Genomic DNA, 23,702 nt, shown 5'->3' with positions numbered 1-23,702 from the left:
TTTATGATTGTGAATATGGTACCCGAAGGTTGGGAAATAATTTACCAGCAGGCTCATGCTTTGCTGGCCATGCAGGTAGCTTTTGCCTGGCGCACCGCCGACCGACCTGAACGCTGGGTTGACACCTTAGCTGCCATTGCCCAGCACGACGATGGCCAGCGATTCTGGGCCGGCAGCATTGGCCTGACGCCGGCCGGAGCCCCGGCCAACTTTACCATGCTGCCTTTTTCGCTGGAACAGGCCACCCAAGTAATGACCGAAGCCCGCTACCAGGGCCGCTGGCGTTGTTTGCTTACCTCTATGCACCTATCTTTTTTGTACGAGGAACTACGAGGCCAAAACCCCAAAACAGATGCTTTTTTAAATGAACAGTTAGAAAACCAAAAACGCTGGCGTAAAGCGTTAAAAGTAAATAAAAAGCAAGCCCAGCAGGCTTACGACCTCATGCAGTGGTGCGACCGCTTCTCGTTAATATTATGCCGCAGCCAGTTACCCGAAGCCGAGCGCACATTGGAGGTAAGCAAGGGTCCTGATGGCGTGCAATACCACGTTATTCAGCAAAAAGATGGCTTGATAAGGGTAACTCCCTGGCCCTTCGAACCCAAAATTTTTACAGTATCGGTAGAAGCTTCGTACCTGACCCAGTTGCAGTATAAAGATGAAAACGAATTAACCGAGGCTTTACAAACAGCGCCAATACGCAGCAAAAGTTGGGAAATTTCTAAATAAAATTAATCGAGCAGGGTTTACTATATATTATGACATTTTAGGGCTATATCTGGCTTAAATATTGCTCCAGAAAGGAATACTCTTTCACCTCTAAAAATTAAACTTAACTTAATGAAGAAATTTTTCCTTTTGCTCGCCTTTCCTGCTTTCTTTACCATTGCAGCTAATGCACAAGACACTCCTGAATCCAGAAAACCGGAAGCTGGCGATATTACCACCGAAGTAAACCTAGGTTTGTTTAATAACGGTATTACGCTAAACAATATTCTCAACCAACTTAGAGGCCGCTACTTTCTATCTCCAACAATGGCGGTACGTTTAGGCGTAAACGCCAACCTTGATTCCTGGGAAAATGAACCGAATCAGAATAACAACAATTCTAATACTACATCCAGAACCACCAACTTTAATATTAGTCCGGGTATAGAGAAGCATTTTGCGGGTACAAGTAGGCTCTCGCCTTATATTGGAGCTGAAGTGGCTTTTGTAACTAACAGCTTTAAGGAAACGCAAGAAAGAGATAGTAGTAATCCGAACAAAATAGAGTATAAAAATGGCAGAATACATGATGGTGGCGGTGTTAGTTACAGAGCCCACACCAGAACTGGCTTAAACGCCGTTGCCGGAGCAGATTATTATTTTGCAGAGCACTTTTATGCCGGATTAGAGGTTGGCTACGGATTGGCCATTACAAAATATAAAGATGCGGAAATGCTTATAAATAATGTTTCTGTTTCCAAAATAGAAGGTGACAAAAGTTTTAGTCTGGGTGCTTACGCTAATAATGGCATCCGGATTGGGTTTGTTTTTTAAAATTAAAGTGAGAATTTTTTGGAAGCCGGTTAATCCGGCTTTTTTTGTTTTTTATAGGTAGCCAAGGCATTTTACCTTTACTGAACTATGCTAAATTAAAGCCTGTTAGCAAAATAACGAATGTAAAATAATGCTAACCAGATTATAGCTTATACCGTGAAGGCAATATTTAAACTTTTTATCAAAACGGTTTTAGCCACCTTGCTGGTTTTCGCGCAAGGCTGTACGAAATTCAGCCAGTTAAACCCGCAGGCACCTACGGCAATAGTTACGGCTCCGGCGGTTTTTGCCCCTAAACTTTCTACCATTACTGTTCCGGTATCTTTTAAAGTTAGTGCCCTGGAAGAAAAACTGAATCAGCAGATTACCGGCATTTTATACCAAGATGATAACTTAGAAGACGATAACCTGAAGGTAACCGTGGTAAAAGCCGGCAACCTGGCCATGCAAGCCAATGGCGATAAAATATATTTAACCATGCCGCTGCGCGTATCGGCTACCGGCCGTTGGCGCTGGGAAGCTTGTAAAATGTGCCCCCGGCTCGAAAAAACCGAAAGCACCACGTTTGATGTAATCGTTAAAAACGAAAGCCAGCTTACCCTTACCGAAAATTACCAGGTTAAATCTACCAGCACCAGCGATTTTGAATGGGGCAGTACCAAACCGGTGCTCACATTGGGACCGCTTAAAATTGGATTGGCCAGTTTTATTGAGCCATCGCTCCGGGCCCAGATGCAAACCTTAGCGGCGCAACTCGACCGCGAAGTGCAGAACCGGATAAAAATTAAAGAGTACGTACAGCAAGCCTGGAACCAGGTACAACAACCCATTCCGCTGAACAAAGAACTGGATGCCTGGCTAATCATTACGCCGCAAGCTATTAAAGTATCGCCGCTAACCGCCAGCAACGGCGATTTTCTGTTACAAATTGGTTTAAGCTCTTACCTGCAAACGGTAACCAACGGCAAACCCCAGGTTAAGCCCAATTTAATTTTGCCCCCGCTGGTAACCGATAACCAGTTAAAAAATAATATCCAGATTGGGGTGATGGGCGAAATATCTTACAGCCACGCTACTACAATTCTGAAACAACAGCTCACGAATAAACAATTTTCTTTCGCGGATGGCAAAGACCAGGTAACCGTGCACGATGTAGCGCTCTCGGGTAACGGTGATAAATTAGTGGTAATGCTGGATGTAACTGGCCATACCAAAGCCGGCTTGTTTACCAAAAATATTGCGGGTAAAATATTTCTGCAAGCTGTACCTTACCTCGATGCCGAAACCAGCAGCGTCCGGGTGCGGGACGTAGATTTTACGCTTGATACCAAAGACCAATTACTAAAGGCTGCCAGTTGGCTGGCCAAAAACCGGTTTGCCCAAACCATTGAAGAGCAGGTAAGTTTACCTTTTAAAACTCAACTGGAAGAAGGCCATAAGCTCTTGCAACAAAACCTGGATAATGCCAGCCGCCTGAACGAATCTATTAAGCTTACCGGGCAAATTACCGAAATAGTACCGGATGCTATCTACCTGACACCTACTTCCATTAAAGCCGTGGTAAATGCCAAAGGCAACCTAAGCGCCCAGATTATTGGTTTCAGCCGTTTATAAGCCTGCTTACCCTTATAAACCAGGAACTACGCTTAAAGGTCATCATGAGCTTGCCGAAGGATCTATTACAACTATATAAAAGTAGTTAATAGATGTTTCGACAAGCTCAACATGACGGCAATAACGTAAGCGCATTAACCAATTGATAATTGTATTATAAATTAAGGATCAATCCTCCTACAATTAAATATTATTTTATCAATGCTTTATTAACCGGCTTTGGGCTGTTAAACACTTCGGCCGGAATATTTTGCGTTACGGCAATATTGCTCATGTTCACAGCCGCATCGCCGCGACTAGAAGCCAGTTTTATTTTACCATACTGCTGATAATCGGTCCAGGTGCGGGTAAAAGAAGGTTTTTCATCGGCATAATTCCGAAAGAAAGACCATTCGGTAATTAAGCCGGAGGCTTTATCAATAGCCAATATATACCGGTTATCGGGCGTAACGCCTACACCTTTAAACGTAAGTTCTATTAAATCGGCGTCGGCGCCGGTTTGGGTTTTGCCTTCGCCTTTATATTTTAAGGTAACCCCGCTGTCTTTTAACTTAAAAGGCATGGCCAGCCAGTAAGAATCGTTGGCCCAGGACGGGTACATGCCCGTCAGTAATTTTTGTCGGCGGGCAGGGTCCTTTATTTCTTCGCCGTTGCGGTAGGCTACTCCTTCTTTTGTGTTTAAATCGGCTATTACCACCAAGGTATCGCCGCGCTCCAGGCGGTAGCGGTTCTGGACCTTATCCCAAATGTGGTATTGGTTGCGCCAGGTCCAGGCAATGTAGCGGGTTTTATTCCAGGCCTCGTAACCGCCCATGTTTTTAATAACCTGATCGGCCAGGGCTATGGCCTTGGCATCGGAACCGGCGGCATTAAAACCATCGGCCGCGGCTTTACTTTTTTTCTGCGCCACACTAAATAATGGCAGCAGGCACAAAGCCCAGGTAAATAGCAAGAGGTAGCGGTTTTGGGCTTCTCTTCTGAGTTGCATAGTTTTAAGTTAGATTATGGTTCGGTTTAATTGCCGAAGCTAAGTTTATAAATGTAATAAATTCTAAGAATTATTGCAGTTTTTATTCTTTCGACTTCTATTAAGAGCTTTACAAACCTATCAAATCACACAATAGATTAACCAAACGTAAAATTTAGCCGTAACTAAGTCAGCTTTGAAAATATTAGCAAACAGGCTGAGAGAACATCATGAAGATAAAAGTTTCGACTAAAGACGTGCTTACGCTTTCCAAGAACACCTTTGGGCAATTTATGGAGAATAATTCTTTCCGGTTAGCGGCGGCCCTGGCTTATAATACTATATTTTCCCTGCCGCCGCTCCTGCTTATTGTTATTGCGGCGGCCGGCGCTATCTGGGGCGAAGATGCGGCTACGAATAGCTTAGCCCACGAATTGGAAGGCATGGTGGGCAAAGAGGCCGCCTTATCTATTCAGGAAATGATCAAAAATGTTAATAAAACGCAGGCTGGCGGCATAGCTTCGGCCATTGGTATTGCGACCTTGGTTTTTGCGGCTACCACTTTTTTTGTTACCCTGCAGGATTCTCTGAACAGCATCTGGAACGTAAAAGCCAAGCCCAAGAATAATATTATAAAGGTAGCCAAAGACCGCTTTCTCTCCTTTGGCCTGATATTAAGTATTGCCTTTCTGATGCTTATTTCTTTTGTAATTAGCGCGGTACTTTCTTTTTTTACCGGTTACCTGGAGAGTATTTTTCCCGCCGGTGCCGTGGTGTTTATTCATATTCTTAATATATCTGTTTCGCTGGCATTTATTACTTTACTATTTGCCCTGATTTATAAATATTTACCCGATGCCATTATTCGCTGGAAAGATGTGTGGGTGGGTTCTTTTTTAACGGCTTTGCTGTTTGTATTGGGCCGCTCCCTCATTAGCTGGTATCTGGGCCAGGGCGATATTGGCTCGGCTTACGGCGCGGCGGGTTCAATTATTATTATCCTGGTTTGGATATATTATTCCTCCCTGATTATTTTCTTTGGTTCGGAGTTTACGCAGCAATATGCCAATACCTTTGGCGAGCCCATCCGGCCGAAATCGCATGCTGTAATAATCGAAATCCGGGAAGTACCTTACGAAAAAACCGATGATTCCAAAGCCGGCCGCCCACCAGCCGAAGGCCGTTTTCGGCCGGCTTAATTGCGCGTACCATTATTTTTGAGTATCTTTTGGCATTATTTTAAACCTTAAGCTTACCATGAAAAGAATAGTGTTGGCCGTGCTGGTGTTTGTTTTTTGCAGTGCTTTTACCGATTTATCGTCTGATATAAAACTAACCGGTGCCGGCTTGCAAGAAGAATCTGAACTGAACGGCCAGAAAGCTATAAAATTTAGCGAAGGCGTTACTTTTAAAATAAAAGAAAAAGAGCTGAGCAGCCATATTGCCTTTTACATCAAAAACAGAACCTTGCTGGCCGAAGAATTTGTGGTGCTTAAAACCGGTCCGGGCCAGGTTATTTCGGCCGATTCGTTTACCTACGACGAACGAAAAGAGATTGGCCATTTCAGCGCAAATGTGCAGGTAAAAGCCGGCAGTACCACCGCTTACAAGGCACTGGATTATAATTTTAAAACCGGCAAAATTCAAAACATCCAGCAATAACCTTACAGCCCTGAAAGGGCGCAATAACTTAGCCCAGGGTATAGCCCTGGGCAAATGCATTACCCATTAACAAAGCCCAGAAAGGGCGCAATATTCAATTCTCCTCATCTAAATTTCGCTCTTTCAGAGCCTGTATACTTCTACCTATTCTTAACAATGGGCTTCACCCATCGCTAGGTTATAACGCCCCTTCTGGGCTGCCAGATAGTTTGGTGGTTTTATTTATTTGGGAACAGCATCTACGCCATCTCTAACCTATACCTTTCTTACCCAGCTATAATTGGGCTTATAACGGGTTAAGCTTCTCTTTTAAGCGCTGGCTTCTTTTTGGGAAAATATTTTGGGCTATGCAACCATCCTGGTAGGGCGCGGGTCTATTGATTGAAAACCCTAATATACCATACCTTTAAAGTTTACGCTTATGTTAAAACTATCTGCCAGGCAAAAACGCGAATTCTATTCCGTATCGAACCTGCTTTTACACTTAGCAATTTTTATTATTTTATTGTTAACCCTGAACTCGTGTGCCCAAGCCGAAGAACTACCCGAAGCCGATTGCGGTACCTTGGCTACCGTAAAAAACTTAACCGGCTTAGATGGCTGCGGCTTTGTGTTGGAGTTAGATAACGGCACCCGGCTCGAATCCTATATTCCGGCGCAAAACACAAACGGGCAAACATCGCCTTTGCAAAATTTTCCGCTAACCGATGGGCAGCGGGTGTCTGTTAGTTACCAGGTACGCCAGGATATTGGTTCTTATTGCATGGTGGGCACTATTGTAGAAATTACCTGCATCGAAACCGTGGCCGCACCATCTGAAAATACCTGAATATTTTGCTGGGTAAAAAACTAATTGCCTGATTGCCCTTTGCTAAAAAAACTGGTTGCAGCAAGAGTAAAATATTTAACCTTCATTACCTGAACTGAATTTATACTGCATGTAACAATTAAATTAATTTATGGAAAGCAAACTTTTACCCAACCAAGAACCAGTTTTCAAGACCGGGCACCTGCATGTAATTACCCTTATTCTTTACTTACTAGCAATGCTTTCCCTGGCTTCCTGCACCGACGACTGCGAAACCACAGTAACGTACACTACCCAGGAACCAATATTATTAAAGCGCAGCGATTTAGTACAAGCTATAAAATCTGAGCCGGCGCAGAGCCTGCATACTACCGGTAAAATTTACGCCAAAGACCGCTATGTTTTTGTAAATGAATTGTACAAAGGCATTCATGTTATAGATAACAGCAACCCGGCGGCCCCCAAAAATATTGCCTTCATTAATATTCCGGGCAACGTAGATATGGCTATCCGGGGTAATATTTTGTATGCCGATGCCGGTCCTGATTTAATTACCCTTGATATTTCGAACCCAGCCCAGGCAACGGTTAAAAATTATACCCTTAACCTGTTTCCCAACTATACCTTTACGGGCGCAGCTAGCAACCCGCAGGCCTCCGATTTATTAACCGTTGGCTATACCACCCGCATTGTAACCGAAAGCCGGCCAGCCGATTGTGGTAGTTCCGGTTCAGGTACTGGTGGTGGTGGGGTTTTCATGAACGATAGATCCCAATTCTTGAATGCGGCCAGCATGAATAATAGCACTGGTTCTACGGGTGTTGGTGGTTCTATGGCCCGGTTTACCATTACCGGCGATTATTTGTATGCGGTTAATCCTTCCAGCATCCAGGTGGTAGATATTACCCAGCCGGCCAGCCCGGTGCGGGGCACCAATGTTCCTACCTCCTGGAACACCGAAACTATTTTCCCTTACCAGGACAAGTTATTTTTAGGCACCAGTTCCGGCATGCTCATTTACGACAACAGCCAGCCGCAACAACCCAAGTTTATTTCGGCTATCAGCCATTTCTTTGGCTGCGACCCGGTGGTAGTAGACGGTAATTTTGCTTATGTAACCGTCCGCAACGGTACCGAATGCCGCACTGGCAACAACATTAACCAATTAGAGATAATCGATATTTCTACCATTCAGAACCCGCGGCGCATAAAAACTTACGCCATGCAAAACCCGCATGGCCTGGGCATTGATAGAGAAACCTTATTTTTGTGCGAAGGCGATTACGGTTTAAAAGTTTTTAACGCGCAGAATGTGCTTAAAATAGACGAGAACAAATTAGCCCATTTTAAAGATATTCACGCTTTTGATGTAATACCGTTGGGCAATACTTTACTGGCCGTGGGCAACGATGGCCTTTACCAGTACGATTATTCCAATCCGAAGCAGATTAAATTATTAAGCAAAATTCCGGTTACCAAAAACCAACAATAAATATCTCAGACCAACCGCTTTATAAGCTTATAAACTTCTTTGATGCCGTTTATCCGTTCCTTTTTTTTACCTGTTTTCCTGTTTTTGTTTATACCTGCATCCTTGCTGGCCCAGAAAAAGGGCTGGAAGGATGTAGTGTATTTAAAAAACGGCAGTATTATCCGGGGCCAATTACAAGAAAGTCCCTCACCCACTTTAGTCCGGATTGAAACGGCTGGCCAGAATTTATTTGTTTTTAAGCAGGAGGACGTGGAGCGCGTAGCGCGGGAATTTGCGAAAACAGACTTTAAATACCCATACACGCGAGGCTACCAGAATATTACCGATGTGGGTATAAGTGTGGGTTATAAGTCGAGAGCAAACGATTTTTCTGACCCGGGCCGCAGCGTAGATGTTACTTTGCAAACGTTCAACGGCTACCAGTTTATGCCGGCGCTGGCCGTAGGCCTTACTACTGCCATTGATACTTACGGCAGCCTTACTTTATTACCCGTGGCTTTAGGCATTCGGGGCGACATTACTAAAACCAAAGTACGGCCTTATTATGGCTTAGATGCAGGCTATGCCTTAGATTGGTTAAGCAACCCGCATGCAGCGGTTAACCAGGATGGCGGCTTTCTATGGAGCCCTACCTTGGGTTTAAAATTTAATTCGCAGAAGACTCACGCCTTCATTTTAAACCTGGGCTACCGCAATCAGAAGGCTACTGCCGAAACCCGATCGGGTAATATGACTATTACGCAACATAATCATTATCAACGTATTCTGTTTCGGGCAGGAATAAGTTTTTAAGCCAGCCAAATCCTATAAAAAAATTTATTTAAAATTTTACAACGAATTTGCAACTTTATTGAAAATATACGTATATTTGTATCGAAACAATTAATAATATCTATTGGCAATATAATAATATTAAAAGATTGTTGTTATAGGTTAGGGAAAGTAGAAAGTGAGGCAAGAAGTGCTTTAGCTATAAACTGACCAGATATAAAAAAGGTTATAATAAATTTAATGCTGGCATTAGGTTCGGCCCTTGAAAAGGTTAACCAACCAGCAATATATAAAGAGCTCCTGATTAAGTTTGGGTGATTTTAATTATTTGTGGTGGATAATTAAAAACTTAGAAAACAGCTTGCCTTAGGCAAGCTGTTTTTTTTCTTTGGTAGCCAGCTGTCCGCAAGCGGCATCAATATCTTTCCCTCGGCTCCGGCGCACATTCACCTGCACACCCCTATCGGCCAGGTAATACACAAATTTAGATAAGTGGTCTTCGTCGGTGTTCCGGAAAAGCGCCGCCGCAATTGGGTTATATTCAATTAGGTTTACCTTACACGGAATTATTTTGGTAAACTTCAATAATTCCTCGGCATCCAGCAGGGTATCGTTAAAATTCTCGAATACAATATATTCATAGGTAACTTTACGGCCGGTAAGCTGGTGGTAATATTTTAAAGCTTCGGTTAACGTTTCCTGCGAATTGGTTTCGTTAATCGGCATTATTTCGTTCCGCTTGGTATCGTTAGCGGCGTGCAACGATAAAGCCAAATTGGCTTTTACACCATCGTCGGCCAGTTTTTTAATCATTTTGGCAATACCTGCGGTACTAATGGTAATGCGGCGAGCGGCCATGTTCAGGCCATCGGGCGCGGTAATGCGCTCCACACTTTTTACCACGTTGGCGTAGTTCAGCAAAGGTTCGCCCATGCCCATATACACAATATTGGTAAGCGGAGTACCATAGTTGGCTAAACATTGCTCGTTAATTAAAACTACCTGGTCATAAATTTCGGCGGCGTCGAGGTTGCGTTTGCGTTCCATGTAGCCGGTAGCGCAAAACTTACAGGTTAACGAGCAGCCTACCTGGCTCGACACACACGCCGTCATGCGTTCTTCGTGCGGAATAAGCACGCCTTCTACAATATTGCCATCAAACAACCGGAATGCCGATTTAATCGTGCGGTCTTTGCTGATTTGCTGGTTAGCTACTGTTACCCGGTTTATGGCAAAATGCGCGTCTAGTTTTTCGCGGAGCGGCAACGAAACGTTGTTCATTTCGGCAAAAGACTTAGCCGCATGTTTCCAAAGCCACTCGTACACCTGTTTGGTCCGAAAAGGTTTTTCCCCGTTCTCCACAAACCAGGCTTTTAGGTCGTCGAGCGAAAGTTTACGTATATCTTTTTTAATTTCTGTCGCAATCATACTACAAAGGTACAAAAAATAAGAGGTAAGAGTTTCAAATAGAATATTTAGGTTCTCTCCATTTTCAGCTTTTATTAATTTTTCAAAATCAGCGTGAAAATAAGCTACTTACAAAAAAATAAGCCGGAAACAACTAAGGTTATTTCCGGCTTAATATGGGGCACTAAGAGTAGGTATTCCCTACTAAAAATATAAAAACATTAATTATTTTTAGCAGAACCTTTATTGCTCCAGGTTAAGGTGGTATTCATATTATCTGTATCGGCGCGCTCGTTAAGTTCTCTTTCTTTATGTTTAAACTTTTGTTGATCTTCGGGAGTTAACCGGGAAATAAAATCCTCCCGATCTTTTTCCAGCGCGGCCATTTTCTGCTTGAATCTTTCGCTAGTCATAAGCCACAATATTTTATAATACTTAAATATGCTATCCTTAAACTACTTTAGCAGCTAATAGATTCATTATCAATAACATTATTTCCTAAAAGGGGCAATTTTCTGAAATAAATTATATTAGAAAAGTATTATTTAATAATTCAGGCAATTATTCGTTCCCCTGATTTTCGGCTAACCGAGCAGTTACTCCGGTCGGTAGCGATACTACTTTACGACTTTCATAATCGAAGCAGAGCATACCGGTTTTAGCCAGGGCAATGAGTAATTGCTCCTGGTTAGTAACCCGGTAAACAATATCAAAGCCGTATTTGGTAAAATCATGCGCGGTTACTTCAATGGTCAGCACATCGCCCCGGAAACCTTCGCCTTTGTACTCGATTGCCACATCGGCCATAATCAGGCTTTTACCGGCTAAATCCAGCTCGGCGTAACCATAGTGCTGCAAATATTGCACCCGGGCTTCGTGCAGCAACGATAATAAGGCATCATTACCCAAATGGCCACCGTAGTTAATATCGGTAATCCGAATGGCAAGGGTAGTACTGAAGGTAAATTTTTCGGGCAAGGCAAACTTAATCCGGGCCATGTAGTTTTAAATAAATTTAAAATATGGTTAACAGGCATAAACCTGCCAATATTCGCAAAAAATACTCCGCTCGCCCAGCTACTTAACTTCCGTACGCTACCTGATAATCAACAATTCTGGGCTTTCTTACGGATTTTTCGCCGCGTTTCAAAAATAGCGTGTATGGTAAAGCAACCAGAAAAACCCTGGGCTATAACCGGCAAGTTTAAGAATATATTTACATATTTGAACATCTACCCTAACTAGTTGCGTATGAAAACTGAAATCAGAGAAACCAAAGACGGTTCTACAACGCTTTACGTACCCGAGCTAAACGAACATTACCACTCCGTAAACGGGGCTTTGCAGGAATCGCTGCACGTTTTTATACAAAATGGCCTGGCGTATGCCTTAACTTACCACCACCCGGTAAAACTGCTGGAAATTGGTTTTGGCACCGGCTTAAACGCCTTGCTTACCTTGCAACACGTATTGAGCAAACCTTACCAGGTGGTGTACGAAGCCATCGAAAAATTCCCGGTTTCGGTAGAACTGGTTAACCAAATGCGTTTCGATAAATTTATTCTGAACCCCGAACTGCTCGATTATTTGCCGCAGTTGCACACGGCTCCCTGGCATGAACCCGTGCCGGTATTACCCAATTTTGAGCTTCGGAAAATCCAGAACGACCTGGAGACTTATACCTTTCCTACCAATTACTACAACCTGATTTACTTTGATGCTTTCGCCCCGGAAAAACAACCCGAACTCTGGACCGACGAAATATTTCAAAAACTTTACGATTCGCTGGAAGAAGGTGGCATGCTGGTAAGTTACTGCGCCAAAGGTAGTTTTAAACGAAGTCTCAAAAATGCTGGTTTTGTGGTAGAAGCTTTACCTGGCCCCGCCGGCAAACGCGAAATGACGCGGGCAGTGAAGTAAATGAGCGGATGCTTGAATGTGTGATTGGGTGATTGGGTGAATGAGAGAGAGGGTGAATAGTATTAAGGTTTAATAAATAAGCTAAATGTTGATAGCCTGCTGGTAGCGATGATATTCGGTTACGTACCGGAACGGCCGCTGCTCTGGGTCATCCCGAGCCTGTCGAGGGATCTATTACCACAATAATAAGAGAGCCTACACAACTTTACTTTCGTTACTAAACTACTTTTGTATGCTGTTAATAAAAGATGAATTTCTCTTTAGTTGTATTAGATCCCTCGACAGGCTCGGGATGACCCAGAGCAGCAGCCGTTCAGGATTTATGGTATATGCCTTTGGGAAATAAGGATTATGCTGTGAAAATTAAAGTTTATGCTCCGGAAATTAAGGTTTATGTGTTCGGGAATTAAAGACTTAGGTTGTAAAAACTTAATTGTTGAATTTATAAATATTGGTGGGCGTAAGCGCAAAATCCAGGGGAGTATCGCCGGTGTGGATATCGGTAATGGCGGTAATAGGTTCTTCCAGTGATAAGCCAACTTTTATGGTATCGGGGCGGCAGCGTTCTAAAAAGCGGTCGTAGAAGCCTTTGCCGTAACCTACCCGGTGGCCCTGAATATCGAAAGCGAGCAGCGGTACCAGTACCATGTCAATTTGCTCGATGGCTACAACTTCGGCTCCCTGGGGTTCCGGAATGCCCCACTTGTTTTGCACCAACTCGGTTTCGGGCAGCAGCCAGTGGTGCGTTAATGTTAATTCCTGTAAATCCGACACCGAAGCCACTACCTGTATCTGCGAATATTCGGTGTGCAGTTTTTGAATAATGAGCCAGGTATCTATTTCATTTTTAAGCTGAATCGGCAAGAAAATATGAATAGCCTTAATATTTTCGAAAGAAAAATGCTGGAAAAAATTAGCCGCAATTAGCTTGCTTTTGAGGGCAATTTCCGCTGCATCGTACCCTAGCCGTTTTTGCAGCATTTCTTTCCGCAATTGGGCCTTCCGCATATTATTCTTCTTCCAGTATCGTAAACTTATTCTCCAGCGGGTCGAAAGCCTCCAGCAATTGCTGAATAAAATCCGGATTATTGGTACAGTAGCTTAATATATTATCGGTGCGCTCCTGTAAAGTACCGCCCGGAAACAATTTTTCTTTTAAGTTGGAGAGCTGGTTAAAGTGGGTTTCGTACTTGGTATCGTTGGCTTTAATAATTTTTTTCTCCAGCACTTCCAGCGCGTTATGAGTTTTCTGCCGCTCGGCCGCCACCGTTTTTTCTAAAGTCGGATCGATGCTGGCCGCCAGTTGGGTTATCCGCTGAAATACGCTTTCTATTTGGGCCTTCTCTTCTGTTAACGATAAGCCATCCTGCTCAAACTGCGCGGTAATCTGCTTTTTCAGCACATTGGTTTCTTTAAACAAATCTTCGGGCTGCAAATTAAGTTTATGCCGGCGGTTGGCGCTGGCTTTGTTAATATACAAAGCCGAATTCCGCAGCATCACCATGGGGTAAGGCACGCCATATTTTTCGAATACCGGTTTTAACTGAAACCAATAATTTACCTCTGCCCCACCGCCAATATAAGCCAGATTGGGCAGCACCATTTCCTGGTACAACGGCCTTAATATTACGTTGGGGCTAAACTTTTCCGGTTCTTCCGCCGCTAACCGCAATATTTCAGCTTCCGAAAAGACGAGGTCGGTATTTAGTACTTTGTAGCTGTCGCCTTCCCGCACAATTCGCTCCCGTCGACTGGCATCGAGGTAAAAAAAGTTTATTTCCCGGGACATTACCTGGGCTTTGTATTGTTCGGCCAGCTTTTCGCTTACTTCGGTTACCAGTTGATGCGCCGTATGTTGGGTTAGCTCCTCCTGCACCACCGGTTGCATTACCTGCTTTAAAGCCGGATGGTCACCGTCTAAACTTACCAGGCCGTATTGCCCAAACAAAGCGTGGGTAATGGCGCGGGTAGCATCCGTTAGGTTATGGCATTGCTGATAAGCTTCGGTAAATGTGGGGCAAGCTTCGGGTAGTTCGGTAAGTAAACCAGGCATATCCGAAGTAGAAAACCGGCCTACGGCGCCGGTCTGGTTGCTCTCCCAGGTATATTTTTTACCGAACAAATTAAAATGGTTTACCTCGGCAAAATCGTGGTCTTCGGTGGCCATCCAATAAACCGGCACAAAATTATAATCGGGGTAAGTTTTATTTAAAACCCGGCAGGTATTAATGGCCGAAATTATTTTGTAAACAAAGTAAAGCGGACCGGTAAAAATATTAAGCTGGTGGCCGGTAGTAACGGTAAAAGTATTGGGCTGCCCCAGTAATTTAATATTTTGCTCCACTAGGGGCTGCACCTCCGCCAAATGGGCGTATTGTTCCTGCAACACCCGACAAAGCAATTCGCGGTTTATGGGCGCTTGTTGTTTTTCCTGTAGCTGCTCGCCAAAGTTTTCCAGTGCCGGAAAACGGTTGTAAAACGGCTGCAACTTCGGATTCTGGGCCAGGTAATCGGTAATAAGCGAAGAAAAGGCGCCGGTAGCGCTATAGTCAGTTTTGAATATTTTCATCCTAAAGGGAGCTAGCATCGGGTGTACTAACGAAAAGCACAAAGTAACGGCTAAAAATTTAATTAGCAGTGTTAGGGGCTAGGGAAATATTTAAAGTATCTGCGCTTTTGATTTTATTCTTTCTACGCACATTCAGATTGGATATAAAAACCACTTCCAGCACTTAACCATACAAGCCGCTATTTACCGGAACAGAGTTCCTCCAATTTTATCAAAAGTTTGGCATCTTCCATTGGGAAACTCCAAAGTGTGTAGGGTCTAAGTTTATTAAAAAAGTATAAATTTTGTATTTACTGTTCTAAACTTAAAAATTAATAGTATAATAATTAATCAATAATTTATAGGACAACTGAAATATTTTTAATTAAATGTTCTGCTATTTCAAAAGGAAACACATGTATTGAAAAGCTTTTAGGTGTTCCAGATGCATAAAATTCTTTGTATTCAAGTAATGCCAGATCATACTCACTACTTTTAATTAATTTCTTGTAAACCATGATTTCTTTACTAACAAGCAGTAATTCTTTAAAATTCAAACAAGCATTTAGGGCTGTAGAATTTATTCTATGCAAACAATCCATGAATGTAACAATTAACGGATATAGGTCAATTCGGCCTGGTTGACTGATTAAGTCAATTTTTACTATCCGCTGCCATCTATTGTATTGAGTTAATAACTCATTTTTATCTAAAAATAGAGAATATTGGGTTTCCCCATTTTCTGAAATTTTTGCTGTGATTGAAATCCTAGGAAAACTGCAATGCTGAAGGTAATTCCTAAAATTATAAATAAAGCGGTAGGCAAAAAAACTATCGTATTCAATATTAGTGGCTTCGTTAAATATATTAAAGTTGTCTAATGTTTCAAATTCATTATTTAAATATTTGTTCCAATGTTCGAGAAAGGGTTTGAAAGCAGAAAAAAATTCGTTTAATAACCTGCTTAAATTAAAAGCATCGTTATTATTTATAGTATTTAGAATTTCCTGATAAATGTTATAAATAGTATCGTAATTAGTATTAAGCTTATAGAATGATTTGACAAGGTTAAAATTTGATATAATTTTATTATTTTCTTTATCTGAAATTTCTTTAAAAGCATTTATCTCATTACTCTTTACATGCGCTAGCCTTGTTAACATATCTTTCTAGAATTTATTAATACAATCGTTTAATAAAAAAATAGTTAATTTAAATTTCTGCCTTCCAAATTTGTCTCACGCTACAAGTATAAGCGTATCGTTATTTTTTACTCACATGCCGCAAGTTTGAGCGGAGCGGTAACTTGTGGCTTTTTTAACAGCCAGTTTTCAACTGGCGCAGGTTGAAAACCTGCCAATGTTTCTACTCCAAGTTACCGCTGCGCTCAAACTTGAAGTATGGTGGTGTATGGTGGTTTTTATTCTAATAAGCTTAAATTAACCAAACCTTTTTGGCCGGCATAATCGGCGGCGCTGCTGTAGGGGTAATCTTCGGGTTCGCGTACAAACCCGGCTTCTACGGGGTTCTGATGAATATAATGTAGTTTCTGGTTCAGCAGGTAATTTGAGTTGAGCTCAATAGGATGGTTATGTTGCTGCCAGAACTGATATTGCTGGTTGTTGCTATTGCGTTTACCGGCTCTTTCGAATAACCACAACATCCATTCGCGCCGGCTCTCCTGTCCGTTTTCCGCAATAGCTTTTAAAATTGCTTTAGCGGTATGCCTTTTCAAATCCCGGATAATATCTTCCATTGGGTTTCCCTGCGAACCAATTATCAGGTGCACGTGGCTGCTCATAATGCACCAGGCATATACTTCCAGACCTTTCTGACTAATGCAATAGTTCAGGCTATCTACTACTATATCGCGGTACAAAGGCCGGATAAACACATCTATCCAGTTTACGGTAGCAAACGACAGGAAGTATAATTTAGACTGGTCCCGGATTTTGTAGTGGCGGCTCATGGTAAAAGCAATTTACAAACTTACCGGTATTTTTACCACCAATAAACACTGCGCGTAAACTAGCGATAAGGTTAGTAAGAGAAATAAATTAAACAAAAAATAACTGTACTGCTTATTCTGAAAATACTTAAAAACAAAAAATCCTCTCCGTTTCCGAAGAGGATTTTCTTTTATTCAAAATATTCCGACTAAACTAACTCGCCGTACAAATCAAAATCAGTAGAGTCGGTAATACGCACGTTAGCAAAATCGCCGATGCGCAGGTAAGCGTTTTTAGCGGGCACCAGCACTTCGTTGTCTACTTCTGGCGAGTCGTATTGGGTGCGGCCCACGTAATAACCGCTTTCTTTCCGGTCGAATAATACTTTATAGGTCTGGCCTACGCGGGCTTCGTTCAGTTCTAACGAAATACCTTGCTGCAATTCCATAATAGCATCGGCGCGTTCTTGTTTTACTTCGGCCGGCACATCGTCGGGTAAGGTAAAGGCGTGGGTGCTTTCTTCGTGCGAGTAGGTAAAAATGCCTAACCGGTCGAAACGGGTTTGTTCCACAAAATGGTAGAGTTCTTCAAAATCCTGCTGGGTTTCGCCGGGGTGGCCGGCAATAAGCGTAGTACGCAGGGCAATATCCGGTACTTGTTGGCGAATAGAATCTACCAACTCTATGGTGCGGCGTTTGCTGATGCCCCGGCGCATGGTTTTGAGCATGTTATCCGAAATATGCTGCAGCGGCATATCTAAATATTTACAAATATTCTCCCGCTCGGCCATTACTTTCAACGCGTCCATCGGGAACTGCGACGGATAAGCATACTGCAAACGAATCCAGTCGATGCCGTTTACATCCGAAAGCCGGCTCATTAATTCGGCTAACTTGCGCTCGCCGTATTTTTCGAGACCGTAATACGTTAAATCCTGGGCAATTAATATTAATTCTTTGGTACCCATCTGGGCCAGGCGCGTGGCCTCTTTCACCAAATCTTCTATAGGGCGGTCTACGTGCTTGCCGCGCATCAGCGGAATGGCGCAAAACGAACAAGGCCGGTTGCAGCCTTCGGCAATTTTAAAGTAGGCGTAATGTTTGGGCGTGGTCAGCAACCGCTCGCCAATTAATTCGTGTTTGTAATCAGCTTCTAAGGTTTTGAGAAGTTGCGGCAATTCCAGGGTACCAAAAAAAGCATCTACCTGCGGAATTTCGGTTTCTAAAGAATCTTTGTAGCGCTGCGACAAGCAACCCGTTACGTATAACTTATCAATATTGCCGGCTTCTTTCTCGTCGGCGTATTGCAGAATGGTATCAATAGATTCCTGCTTGGCATTATCTATAAAGCCGCAGGTATTTATAATAATAATATTGGCATCGTCTTTCTCCGACTCATGCACCACGGCCATATCGTTGGCGCGTAACTGCCCCATCAGCACTTCGGAATCTACCAGGTTTTTAGAGCAACCTAAGGTAATAACGTTTACTTTATCTTTTTTTAAACTTCTTACTTTCACGTATCTTTTGGCAAAATTGGCACTATCAAGCTCATTTCTAAACCCCCTGGGTTCCAGAATGGTTCGCTTGGCAAATAATTTGCAAAGGTACGATTTGTTTGGGTAAAATCAGCATAACCGCTACTCTTCAGGACCGCAGTTATTTTAGAATCTTTTGGCTAAATTCTAAATCAATATTAACCGGCAGCATTGGGCAAAATCGAATTAAAATATAGGAGCGCTTTTGCATAGTAGTTTTTTAACCTTGAAAATCCTCCCCCTCCCCCCTCCAAAGGGGGACTTTCAATAATTTAGCAAAAGTCTTATACAATTTAGAAACAGCCGGATATAACTAGGCTAAAACCTTTTTGGCCGTAACTTTTTAATCGGCAGATTCTTTTCACGCCTATAATTTTAAGCCTTTTACTGGAATAAATATTGGCTATTGTAAAAGCGCTTACACTTTAAGCTTGCCTTCAATAGAATCGTCTAGGGTTTTACCAATGGCGGCTCCTACCAGCATTTTGGCAAAAGCTACTGTGTTGCCGTGCTTGTTATCCCAATAATATCCTTCCCGGGCATCTACTTTTATTACAGTAATGCGAGGGTCATCCAAGCCTTCGGTAAACCAGGTTTTTAAAATAGGACTCCAAAGTTCTTTTATTTTTTGTTTGTCGGTGCTGATAGAAGCTATGCCCGATATACTTAGGAAATCGCTGTGCGTAGAACCCTGAAACAACAGATGTACCAGCCGGTCGGTCTGAATATCGGCATTTTTATGGCTGTCGGAAGCACTTAAAAACCAAAAATTTCCTTCTTCATCTACTTTCCGGATGGCCATAGGACGTACTTTCAGCGGCTGCCCGGAAATTATTTTGGTACAGAAAAAACAAGTATCGGCTTTACTGGCTAATTCTTTTATTTTTTTGCCCGCCAATTGGCCCTGCAAATCTTCATGGTTTTTTTCTGGTTGTTGTTGGTTTATGCTGTCCATTGTTCTAGGCTTAATAGGTGTACAATGGTAAAAACCTTAAATATTCCTAAATGTTATGGCGTAACCTAAATTATTTGGGGAGACACCAAAATATTGCCGTTACTTAAACCAAAGCCCAAGGTTGCTATTGCTGATGCCTAGCCTAGTGAACATACATCAGATTTTTGTAAAGTTATTGAACGTCCCCTTTCGGAGGGGGCAGGGGGAGGATTTTTCAGAATATAATTTTTTAATAAAAATCAGATGAATATTTTCCTCCCCCTACCCCCTCCGAAGGGGCAGGGCTGTTAAGTTCTAAAAATCGTAGACTAAAATAAAAAGCACAAGGAGGCGAAGAATGGCAAGAGGGAGAGCGAGTTTACTGGATTATTTACGGACAGTACCTGATTTTCGGCGGGCACAAGGCCGTCGTTATCCTTTGGCCGAGACTTTATGTATGGTGGTAATGGGGATTATGAGCGGGTATTGTGGCTACCGGGAGATAGGCCGCTTTATCCGGTACAACCAACAGGATTTAGTTACTTTCCTGAAACTACAGCGGCAACAACTACCCAGTTATGTGACCATCCGACAGGTGCTCATGCACGTGGATTTTACAGCCTTATCAGCCGCCTTCCGGTGTTGGGTAGCGGCAATGGGCGCAGGATTGACCGGGCGGTGGTTGAGTATAGATGGCAAGAGCCTCAAGTCCACAGTAAGCGAGTATGACAAGGCGCAGCAGAATTTTGTTGTGCTGGTGAGTGCTTTCTGCCAACAGACCGGGATGGTAGAAGCAGTAGCACGGTTTGAGAATGGCAAGCAAAGTGAAATAAGTAGTGTCTGGGAGTTGCTGGGACGGCTTCAAGAACGGGGTCTGCTGCTGACGTTGGATGCTTTGCACTGCCAAAAAAAACAGTCTCCCTCATTATCAAGCAGCGGCAGCATTATCTGATAAAGGTGAAAGCTAATCAGCCAAAGCTTTTAGCAGCCATCAGGCAGACTGCTGCTAGCAGTGTAGCCGTCCAATATTGTCAGACAAGCGAACAAAGCCGCGGGCGGCAGTTAGAGCGGGTGTTGGAGCTGTTCAAGGCTAGTCAAGCAGCTAAAGCGGAGTGGCCGGGTTTGGAGTGGTTTATCCGCCTGGTGCGCAAAGGAAAGCGGCAGGGACAAGCCTTTGAACGGGTCAGCTATTACATTTGCAGTTATCAAAAAGCTAATGCTGCCATGTTAGCAGCAGCTATCCGGGGGCACTGGGGCATTGAAAACCGCCTGCATTGGGAGAAAGATGTAACCCTAAAGGAAGACCGCAACGGGATTCGAAAGGGTCAAGCACCGGAGAACCTGTCTTTATTAAAGAATATGGCGATTAACCTTGCGCGTAAAAGTGGGTATAATTCTATCAAAGAGGCTATTATAGCTTTTGCTAATAAAATTAAAATCATGGCTAAGCTAATTAGAACTTAACAGCCCTGCCTCCGAAGGGGGACAAAAAATTAGCGGAAAGCAAGTAGCAATTATGCCTAATCAGCTAGTTTTAATAACTGGCATTGTAATCAATAATAAAATCAATCAGGGTGAGGCGGCTTTCGGTTACTTCTACGGGGTAAATATTGCCATCACCATCCAGGCGGTTGGCAAAAAAGCCATTGGGTTCTTTCGAGAAAACCGAATATTTGCCGGGTTTTAACTCTACCCGAAATAAGCCATCGAGGCCAGAAGTTACTTTGGCTACCAGGTTGGTTTTAAATTCGCTGTAAAACGGACCGCTGGCCTTTACCTGTTTTAAGTTGGTTAGTTCGTAAACGTAAATTTCGCGGGGAGCAACTTTACCGGCCGGAGCGGCTACCGGCTGCATTTTATCTTTGCGGTCTGGACCCGGCATAAAATTACCTTCGCGCACGGTTATGGTACCCAATATACCTTGGTTACCAGCAGGGGTTTGTTGGTTGGTGGCGGCAAAAGCCAGTAGTAGCAGGCTTATAAATAATTGGGCTAACATATTCATGCTACTGCTTACTAAAGTTATTTTTATTTGGTAAAAAGTGAATCTACGAATTCGTGCTTATTAAACACCTGTAAATCATCAATTTTTTCGCCAACACCAATATATTTTACAGGAATTTTAAATTCATCAGAAATACCAATCACCACGCCACCTTTGGCAGTACCATCTAGTTTGGTAATGGCCAGGGCGGTAACATCGGTAGCTTTGGTAAATTCGCGGGCTTGCTGTACCGCATTTTGGCCGGTGCTGCCATCCAATACCAACAAAACTTCGTGCGGTGCGGCATCAATAAACTTTTGCATTACCCGCTTTATTTTCGAGAGTTCGTTCATGAGGCCTACTTTGTTGTGCAAGCGACCGGCTGTATCAATTATTACTACGTCAGCCTCCATTTCTACGCCTTTTTTTACGGCGTCAAAAGCCACCGAAGCGGGATCGGTGTTCATGCCGTGCGAAATTACCGGGACGCCTACCCTATCGCCCCAAATAATCAATTGGTCTACGGCGGCAGCCCGGAAGGTATCGGCAGCACCCAATACTACTTTTTTGCCGGCTTTATGAAACTGCGCGGCCAGTTTGCCAATGGTGGTGGTTTTACCTACGCCGTTTACCCCTACTACCATAATTACGTATGGCTTAATATTGGCAGGCAGAACAAACTCTTCGGTATTTTTGCCGGAATTATTTTCTTCGAGTAAAGCAGCTATTTCTTCGCGCAATATCCGGTCCAGTTCGTTGGTGCTCACGTATTTATCGCGGGCTACGCGGTCTTCTATGCGCCGGATAATCCGGATGGTTGTTTCGGCTCCCACATCAGCGTGCACCAGCATTTCTTCCAGGTCATCGAGCACTTCCTCATCTACTTTGGATTTACCAATAACGGCTTTGCTTAACTGGTCGAAAAAACTGGTTTTGGTTTTTTCCAGTCCTTTGTCCAGCGACTCCTTTTTCTCTTTATTGAAGAAATCAAAAATTCCCATAAATGCTCTGCTGTGCGCGAATAAAATGTAAAATCGTTAAAAAAATCTATAAACCAAAAAAGTCCCGGTAAAAGCGGGACTTCCTGATATTTTTATAAGATACCGGATGCTATTATTTGGCAGCCAAAAACTCCTGTACTTTATCTACAGGCACCATTTCTTCTCTAAAGGTGTAAGCACCGGTTTTTTCGGACTTCACTGCTTTAATTACTTTTGCCCAATCTTTACCGGTGGCGGTTTTCAGGGTCGCAACTACTTTCTTAGCCATGGTTATTTAATTTCTTTATGTACAGTTACTTTTTTCAGATTTGAATTATATTTCTTCATCTCCAAACGCTCCGGAGTATTTTTCCGGTTTTTGGTAGTGATGTATCTGGATGTACCCGGTACACCGGAATTTTTCTGCTCCGTACACTCCATTATTACCTGTACGCGGTTTCCTTTTTTAGCCATCTCAACTAGATATTTTTATTTTGGGACTGCAAATATAATTGATTAAATTGGTAATAGCAACCATCTTGGTTTAAAAACTTTCATAGCTAATATTGGCATAAATACTACCTCCGGCAATAGCATTCTGGCCCTAAAAAAACATTTGGCACTATATTGGCTAATATTACCTTAGTGCAAAAACTTTCTGACAGTTTTTCGGTAATATAATAAGCCTTTGCATTGCTTAGGAATATAACTAGTTTTGTAGGTTATTTTCTGGCAGCGCTTGCCGCTTAATTATGAATTACCCCTTTGTCTACTGGTAACAAACTATGATAATAAATACACAGGTATCATGTATAATTCCGTTTTACAACGAAGGATACCGGGTTTTTGAGGTGCTGGAAGTTGTAACGCAGATTAAGAGCATTACCCAGGTTATTTGTATCGACGATGGTTCTTCCGATAACACAGCCGAACTGATTCAGGATAACTGGCCAACCGTAGAATTATACAGGTTACCCGAAAATAAAGGCAAAGCCGCCGCTATCCGGCACGGCGTACAAAAAGCACAAAACGAGCATATTTTATTAATGGATGCCGATTTGCAATCTATTAATAAAGAAGAAGTAGAAAATGCTATTCAGGCCATTGCCTGCCACAACCTGGATATGCTTATACTGCGGCGCATTAACGCGCCCTGGTTTGTTAAGTTCGATCGGGGCGATATTCTATTGTCCGGCGAGCGCATTGTAAAGAAGAAAGATCTGGCTAAAATCCTGAATCAGCAGGTAAACGGTTATCAACTGGAGCTAGCTATTAATTTATACATGCAAAAGCATAAACGGGCTGTTCGCTGGATGCCCTGGTCGGCTACGAATACCTATAAATCTAAAAAAATAGGAATAGTAGAAGGCTATAAAAAAGAATTTGAGATGTTTAAGGACATTGTGCTGTATGCCGGCCTCAAAAACATTTTTAAACAAATAACCTTCTTTGCCACCAAAGAAGTAGAATCAGAAGAAAACCACAAGAAAAGAAGCTTACAACACAAACCCAGCTTTTCAACAATACTAAAACAAATGCCCGGCCACTAACCGGGCATTTGTTTTTTCATTTCTTTCTTCTGGAAGG

Annotated in this window: 24 protein-coding genes and 1 pseudogene; 11 read left to right on the top strand and 14 right to left on the bottom strand. The window is 42.8% G+C overall.

Features of this window, described 5'->3' with window-relative positions; genetic code table 11:
* The first annotated feature begins 3 nt into the window (after nt 1-3).
* From F0145_RS01385 to F0145_RS01375, 3 genes are all read left to right on the top strand, one after another.
* Nucleotides 4-729 (top strand): DUF3891 family protein, encoded by a 726-nt coding sequence (locus F0145_RS01385; RefSeq protein ID WP_150086270.1) that lies wholly within the window; start codon nt 4-6, stop codon nt 727-729.
* A 111-nt stretch (nt 730-840) separates the two neighbouring features.
* The gene (locus tag F0145_RS01380) at nt 841-1,542 is read left to right on the top strand and encodes an outer membrane beta-barrel protein (RefSeq protein ID WP_150086269.1); all 702 of its coding nucleotides are present in this window, start codon (nt 841-843) and stop codon (nt 1,540-1,542) included.
* A gap of 156 nt (nt 1,543-1,698) precedes the next feature.
* A complete protein-coding gene (locus tag F0145_RS01375) occupies nt 1,699-3,156 on the top strand; it encodes a DUF4403 family protein (protein WP_190277441.1) in 1,458 nt (485 codons plus the stop codon).
* Between the two features lie 190 nt (nt 3,157-3,346).
* Here the strand turns inward: F0145_RS01375 and F0145_RS01370 are convergent, their stop codons facing one another.
* Nucleotides 3,347-4,144: a hypothetical protein gene (locus F0145_RS01370; RefSeq protein WP_150086267.1), complete on the bottom strand. Its 798-nt coding sequence runs from the start codon at nt 4,142-4,144 to the stop codon at nt 3,347-3,349.
* Nucleotides 4,145-4,353: 209 nt separating this feature from the next.
* Between F0145_RS01370 and F0145_RS01365 the strand changes: the two genes are divergently transcribed.
* The 5 genes from F0145_RS01365 to F0145_RS01345 all read left to right on the top strand — a co-directional run bounded on the left by F0145_RS01365 (nt 4,354) and on the right by F0145_RS01345 (nt 8,877).
* Nucleotides 4,354-5,322: a YihY/virulence factor BrkB family protein gene (locus tag F0145_RS01365; protein ID WP_150086266.1), complete on the top strand. Its 969-nt coding sequence runs from the start codon at nt 4,354-4,356 to the stop codon at nt 5,320-5,322.
* Between the two features lie 58 nt (nt 5,323-5,380).
* The gene (locus tag F0145_RS01360; protein ID WP_150086265.1) at nt 5,381-5,785 is read left to right on the top strand and encodes a hypothetical protein; all 405 of its coding nucleotides are present in this window, start codon (nt 5,381-5,383) and stop codon (nt 5,783-5,785) included.
* Between the two features lie 421 nt (nt 5,786-6,206).
* On the top strand, nt 6,207-6,614 hold the full coding sequence (locus F0145_RS01355) for a hypothetical protein (RefSeq protein ID WP_150086264.1): 408 nt from the start codon (nt 6,207-6,209) through the stop codon (nt 6,612-6,614).
* Nucleotides 6,615-6,744: 130 nt separating this feature from the next.
* The gene (locus tag F0145_RS01350; protein WP_150086263.1) at nt 6,745-8,085 is read left to right on the top strand and encodes an LVIVD repeat-containing protein; all 1,341 of its coding nucleotides are present in this window, start codon (nt 6,745-6,747) and stop codon (nt 8,083-8,085) included.
* Nucleotides 8,086-8,124: 39 nt separating this feature from the next.
* Complete coding sequence (locus F0145_RS01345) at nt 8,125-8,877, top strand: hypothetical protein (protein WP_223815760.1); 753 nt, start codon at nt 8,125-8,127, stop codon at nt 8,875-8,877.
* Nucleotides 8,878-9,222: 345 nt separating this feature from the next.
* Here F0145_RS01345 and rlmN read toward each other — a convergent pair whose 3' ends face one another.
* The 3 genes from rlmN to F0145_RS01330 form a co-directional block, all read right to left on the bottom strand.
* Entirely contained in the window at nt 9,223-10,284 is a 1,062-nt protein-coding gene (rlmN, locus tag F0145_RS01340) for a 23S rRNA (adenine(2503)-C(2))-methyltransferase RlmN (RefSeq protein WP_150086261.1), read from the bottom strand.
* A 200-nt stretch (nt 10,285-10,484) separates the two neighbouring features.
* Entirely contained in the window at nt 10,485-10,676 is a 192-nt protein-coding gene (locus F0145_RS01335) for a DUF1682 domain-containing protein (RefSeq protein WP_150086260.1), read from the bottom strand.
* A gap of 148 nt (nt 10,677-10,824) precedes the next feature.
* A complete protein-coding gene (locus tag F0145_RS01330; RefSeq protein ID WP_150086259.1) occupies nt 10,825-11,262 on the bottom strand; it encodes a thioesterase family protein in 438 nt (145 codons plus the stop codon).
* A 252-nt stretch (nt 11,263-11,514) separates the two neighbouring features.
* On the opposite strand from F0145_RS01330, the gene mnmD reads away from it, so the two are divergent.
* Nucleotides 11,515-12,183 (top strand): tRNA (5-methylaminomethyl-2-thiouridine)(34)-methyltransferase MnmD, encoded by a 669-nt coding sequence (gene mnmD, locus F0145_RS01325; RefSeq protein ID WP_150086258.1) that lies wholly within the window; start codon nt 11,515-11,517, stop codon nt 12,181-12,183.
* 429 nt (nt 12,184-12,612) lie between these two features.
* Here mnmD and F0145_RS01320 read toward each other — a convergent pair whose 3' ends face one another.
* The 6 genes from F0145_RS01320 to F0145_RS01295 all read right to left on the bottom strand — a co-directional run bounded on the left by F0145_RS01320 (nt 12,613) and on the right by F0145_RS01295 (nt 19,172).
* Entirely contained in the window at nt 12,613-13,191 is a 579-nt protein-coding gene (locus F0145_RS01320; protein ID WP_150086257.1) for a 5-formyltetrahydrofolate cyclo-ligase, read from the bottom strand.
* Nucleotide 13,192: 1 nt separating this feature from the next.
* Nucleotides 13,193-14,752, bottom strand: a complete 1,560-nt coding sequence (gene bshC, locus F0145_RS01315) for a bacillithiol biosynthesis cysteine-adding enzyme BshC (protein ID WP_150086256.1) — start codon at nt 14,750-14,752, stop codon at nt 13,193-13,195.
* Nucleotides 14,753-15,090: 338 nt separating this feature from the next.
* On the bottom strand, nt 15,091-15,894 hold the full coding sequence (locus tag F0145_RS01310; RefSeq protein ID WP_150086255.1) for a hypothetical protein: 804 nt from the start codon (nt 15,892-15,894) through the stop codon (nt 15,091-15,093).
* 257 nt (nt 15,895-16,151) lie between these two features.
* A complete protein-coding gene (locus F0145_RS01305) occupies nt 16,152-16,700 on the bottom strand; it encodes an REP-associated tyrosine transposase (protein ID WP_150086254.1) in 549 nt (182 codons plus the stop codon).
* Between the two features lie 188 nt (nt 16,701-16,888).
* Nucleotides 16,889-18,199, bottom strand: a complete 1,311-nt coding sequence (rimO, locus tag F0145_RS01300) for a 30S ribosomal protein S12 methylthiotransferase RimO (RefSeq protein WP_150086253.1) — start codon at nt 18,197-18,199, stop codon at nt 16,889-16,891.
* 436 nt (nt 18,200-18,635) lie between these two features.
* Nucleotides 18,636-19,172, bottom strand: a complete 537-nt coding sequence (locus F0145_RS01295; RefSeq protein WP_150086252.1) for a pyridoxamine 5'-phosphate oxidase family protein — start codon at nt 19,170-19,172, stop codon at nt 18,636-18,638.
* Between the two features lie 337 nt (nt 19,173-19,509).
* On the opposite strand from F0145_RS01295, the pseudogene F0145_RS26955 reads away from it, so the two are divergent.
* Nucleotides 19,510-20,615, top strand: a pseudogene (locus F0145_RS26955) (ISAs1 family transposase).
* 70 nt (nt 20,616-20,685) lie between these two features.
* Here F0145_RS26955 and F0145_RS01280 read toward each other — a convergent pair.
* The 4 genes from F0145_RS01280 to rpmG all read right to left on the bottom strand — a co-directional run bounded on the left by F0145_RS01280 (nt 20,686) and on the right by rpmG (nt 22,589).
* Nucleotides 20,686-21,156: a carboxypeptidase regulatory-like domain-containing protein gene (locus F0145_RS01280; protein WP_150086249.1), complete on the bottom strand. Its 471-nt coding sequence runs from the start codon at nt 21,154-21,156 to the stop codon at nt 20,686-20,688.
* Nucleotides 21,157-21,179: 23 nt separating this feature from the next.
* Nucleotides 21,180-22,136, bottom strand: a complete 957-nt coding sequence (gene ftsY, locus F0145_RS01275) for a signal recognition particle-docking protein FtsY (RefSeq protein WP_150086248.1) — start codon at nt 22,134-22,136, stop codon at nt 21,180-21,182.
* 112 nt (nt 22,137-22,248) lie between these two features.
* Nucleotides 22,249-22,404 (bottom strand): DUF4295 domain-containing protein, encoded by a 156-nt coding sequence (locus F0145_RS01270; protein WP_146904121.1) that lies wholly within the window; start codon nt 22,402-22,404, stop codon nt 22,249-22,251.
* Nucleotides 22,405-22,406: 2 nt separating this feature from the next.
* The gene (gene rpmG, locus F0145_RS01265; RefSeq protein ID WP_146904124.1) at nt 22,407-22,589 is read right to left on the bottom strand and encodes a 50S ribosomal protein L33; all 183 of its coding nucleotides are present in this window, start codon (nt 22,587-22,589) and stop codon (nt 22,407-22,409) included.
* A gap of 311 nt (nt 22,590-22,900) precedes the next feature.
* Between rpmG and F0145_RS01260 the strand changes: the two genes are divergently transcribed.
* Nucleotides 22,901-23,665, top strand: a complete 765-nt coding sequence (locus F0145_RS01260; RefSeq protein WP_150086247.1) for a glycosyltransferase family 2 protein — start codon at nt 22,901-22,903, stop codon at nt 23,663-23,665.
* Nucleotides 23,666-23,702 lie beyond the last annotated feature (37 nt).

It is taken from the genome of Adhaeribacter rhizoryzae (genome assembly GCF_008629685.1).
Taxonomy (GTDB): domain Bacteria; phylum Bacteroidota; class Bacteroidia; order Cytophagales; family Hymenobacteraceae; genus Adhaeribacter; species Adhaeribacter rhizoryzae.
Note: the sequence above shows the minus strand (reverse complement) of the source record. Positions and strands in the feature narration are given on the sequence as shown.

What these genes read in the sequence shown, in the direction of transcription:
- F0145_RS01260 (WP_150086247.1), top strand. Translation starts at nt 22,901, where the DNA reads ATGATAATAAATACACAGGTATCATGTATAATTCCGTTTTACAACGAA.
- F0145_RS01350 (WP_150086263.1), top strand. Translation starts at nt 6,745, where the DNA reads ATGGAAAGCAAACTTTTACCCAACCAAGAACCAGTTTTCAAGACCGGG.
- F0145_RS01360 (WP_150086265.1), top strand. Translation starts at nt 5,381, where the DNA reads ATGAAAAGAATAGTGTTGGCCGTGCTGGTGTTTGTTTTTTGCAGTGCT.
- F0145_RS01280 (WP_150086249.1), bottom strand. Translation starts at nt 21,156, where the DNA reads ATGAATATGTTAGCCCAATTATTTATAAGCCTGCTACTACTGGCTTTT.
- F0145_RS01385 (WP_150086270.1), top strand. Translation starts at nt 4, where the DNA reads ATGATTGTGAATATGGTACCCGAAGGTTGGGAAATAATTTACCAGCAG.
- F0145_RS01365 (WP_150086266.1), top strand. Translation starts at nt 4,354, where the DNA reads ATGAAGATAAAAGTTTCGACTAAAGACGTGCTTACGCTTTCCAAGAAC.
- rpmG (WP_146904124.1), bottom strand. Translation starts at nt 22,589, where the DNA reads ATGGCTAAAAAAGGAAACCGCGTACAGGTAATAATGGAGTGTACGGAG.
- F0145_RS01380 (WP_150086269.1), top strand. Translation starts at nt 841, where the DNA reads ATGAAGAAATTTTTCCTTTTGCTCGCCTTTCCTGCTTTCTTTACCATT.
- bshC (WP_150086256.1), bottom strand. Translation starts at nt 14,752, where the DNA reads ATGAAAATATTCAAAACTGACTATAGCGCTACCGGCGCCTTTTCTTCG.
- F0145_RS01355 (WP_150086264.1), top strand. Translation starts at nt 6,207, where the DNA reads ATGTTAAAACTATCTGCCAGGCAAAAACGCGAATTCTATTCCGTATCG.
- F0145_RS01330 (WP_150086259.1), bottom strand. Translation starts at nt 11,262, where the DNA reads ATGGCCCGGATTAAGTTTGCCTTGCCCGAAAAATTTACCTTCAGTACT.
- F0145_RS01335 (WP_150086260.1), bottom strand. Translation starts at nt 10,676, where the DNA reads ATGACTAGCGAAAGATTCAAGCAGAAAATGGCCGCGCTGGAAAAAGAT.
- mnmD (WP_150086258.1), top strand. Translation starts at nt 11,515, where the DNA reads ATGAAAACTGAAATCAGAGAAACCAAAGACGGTTCTACAACGCTTTAC.
- F0145_RS01295 (WP_150086252.1), bottom strand. Translation starts at nt 19,172, where the DNA reads ATGGACAGCATAAACCAACAACAACCAGAAAAAAACCATGAAGATTTG.
- F0145_RS01370 (WP_150086267.1), bottom strand. Translation starts at nt 4,144, where the DNA reads ATGCAACTCAGAAGAGAAGCCCAAAACCGCTACCTCTTGCTATTTACC.
- ftsY (WP_150086248.1), bottom strand. Translation starts at nt 22,136, where the DNA reads ATGGGAATTTTTGATTTCTTCAATAAAGAGAAAAAGGAGTCGCTGGAC.
- F0145_RS01305 (WP_150086254.1), bottom strand. Translation starts at nt 16,700, where the DNA reads ATGAGCCGCCACTACAAAATCCGGGACCAGTCTAAATTATACTTCCTG.
- F0145_RS01320 (WP_150086257.1), bottom strand. Translation starts at nt 13,191, where the DNA reads ATGCGGAAGGCCCAATTGCGGAAAGAAATGCTGCAAAAACGGCTAGGG.
- F0145_RS01270 (WP_146904121.1), bottom strand. Translation starts at nt 22,404, where the DNA reads ATGGCTAAGAAAGTAGTTGCGACCCTGAAAACCGCCACCGGTAAAGAT.
- rlmN (WP_150086261.1), bottom strand. Translation starts at nt 10,284, where the DNA reads ATGATTGCGACAGAAATTAAAAAAGATATACGTAAACTTTCGCTCGAC.
- F0145_RS01310 (WP_150086255.1), bottom strand. Translation starts at nt 15,894, where the DNA reads ATGTTAACAAGGCTAGCGCATGTAAAGAGTAATGAGATAAATGCTTTT.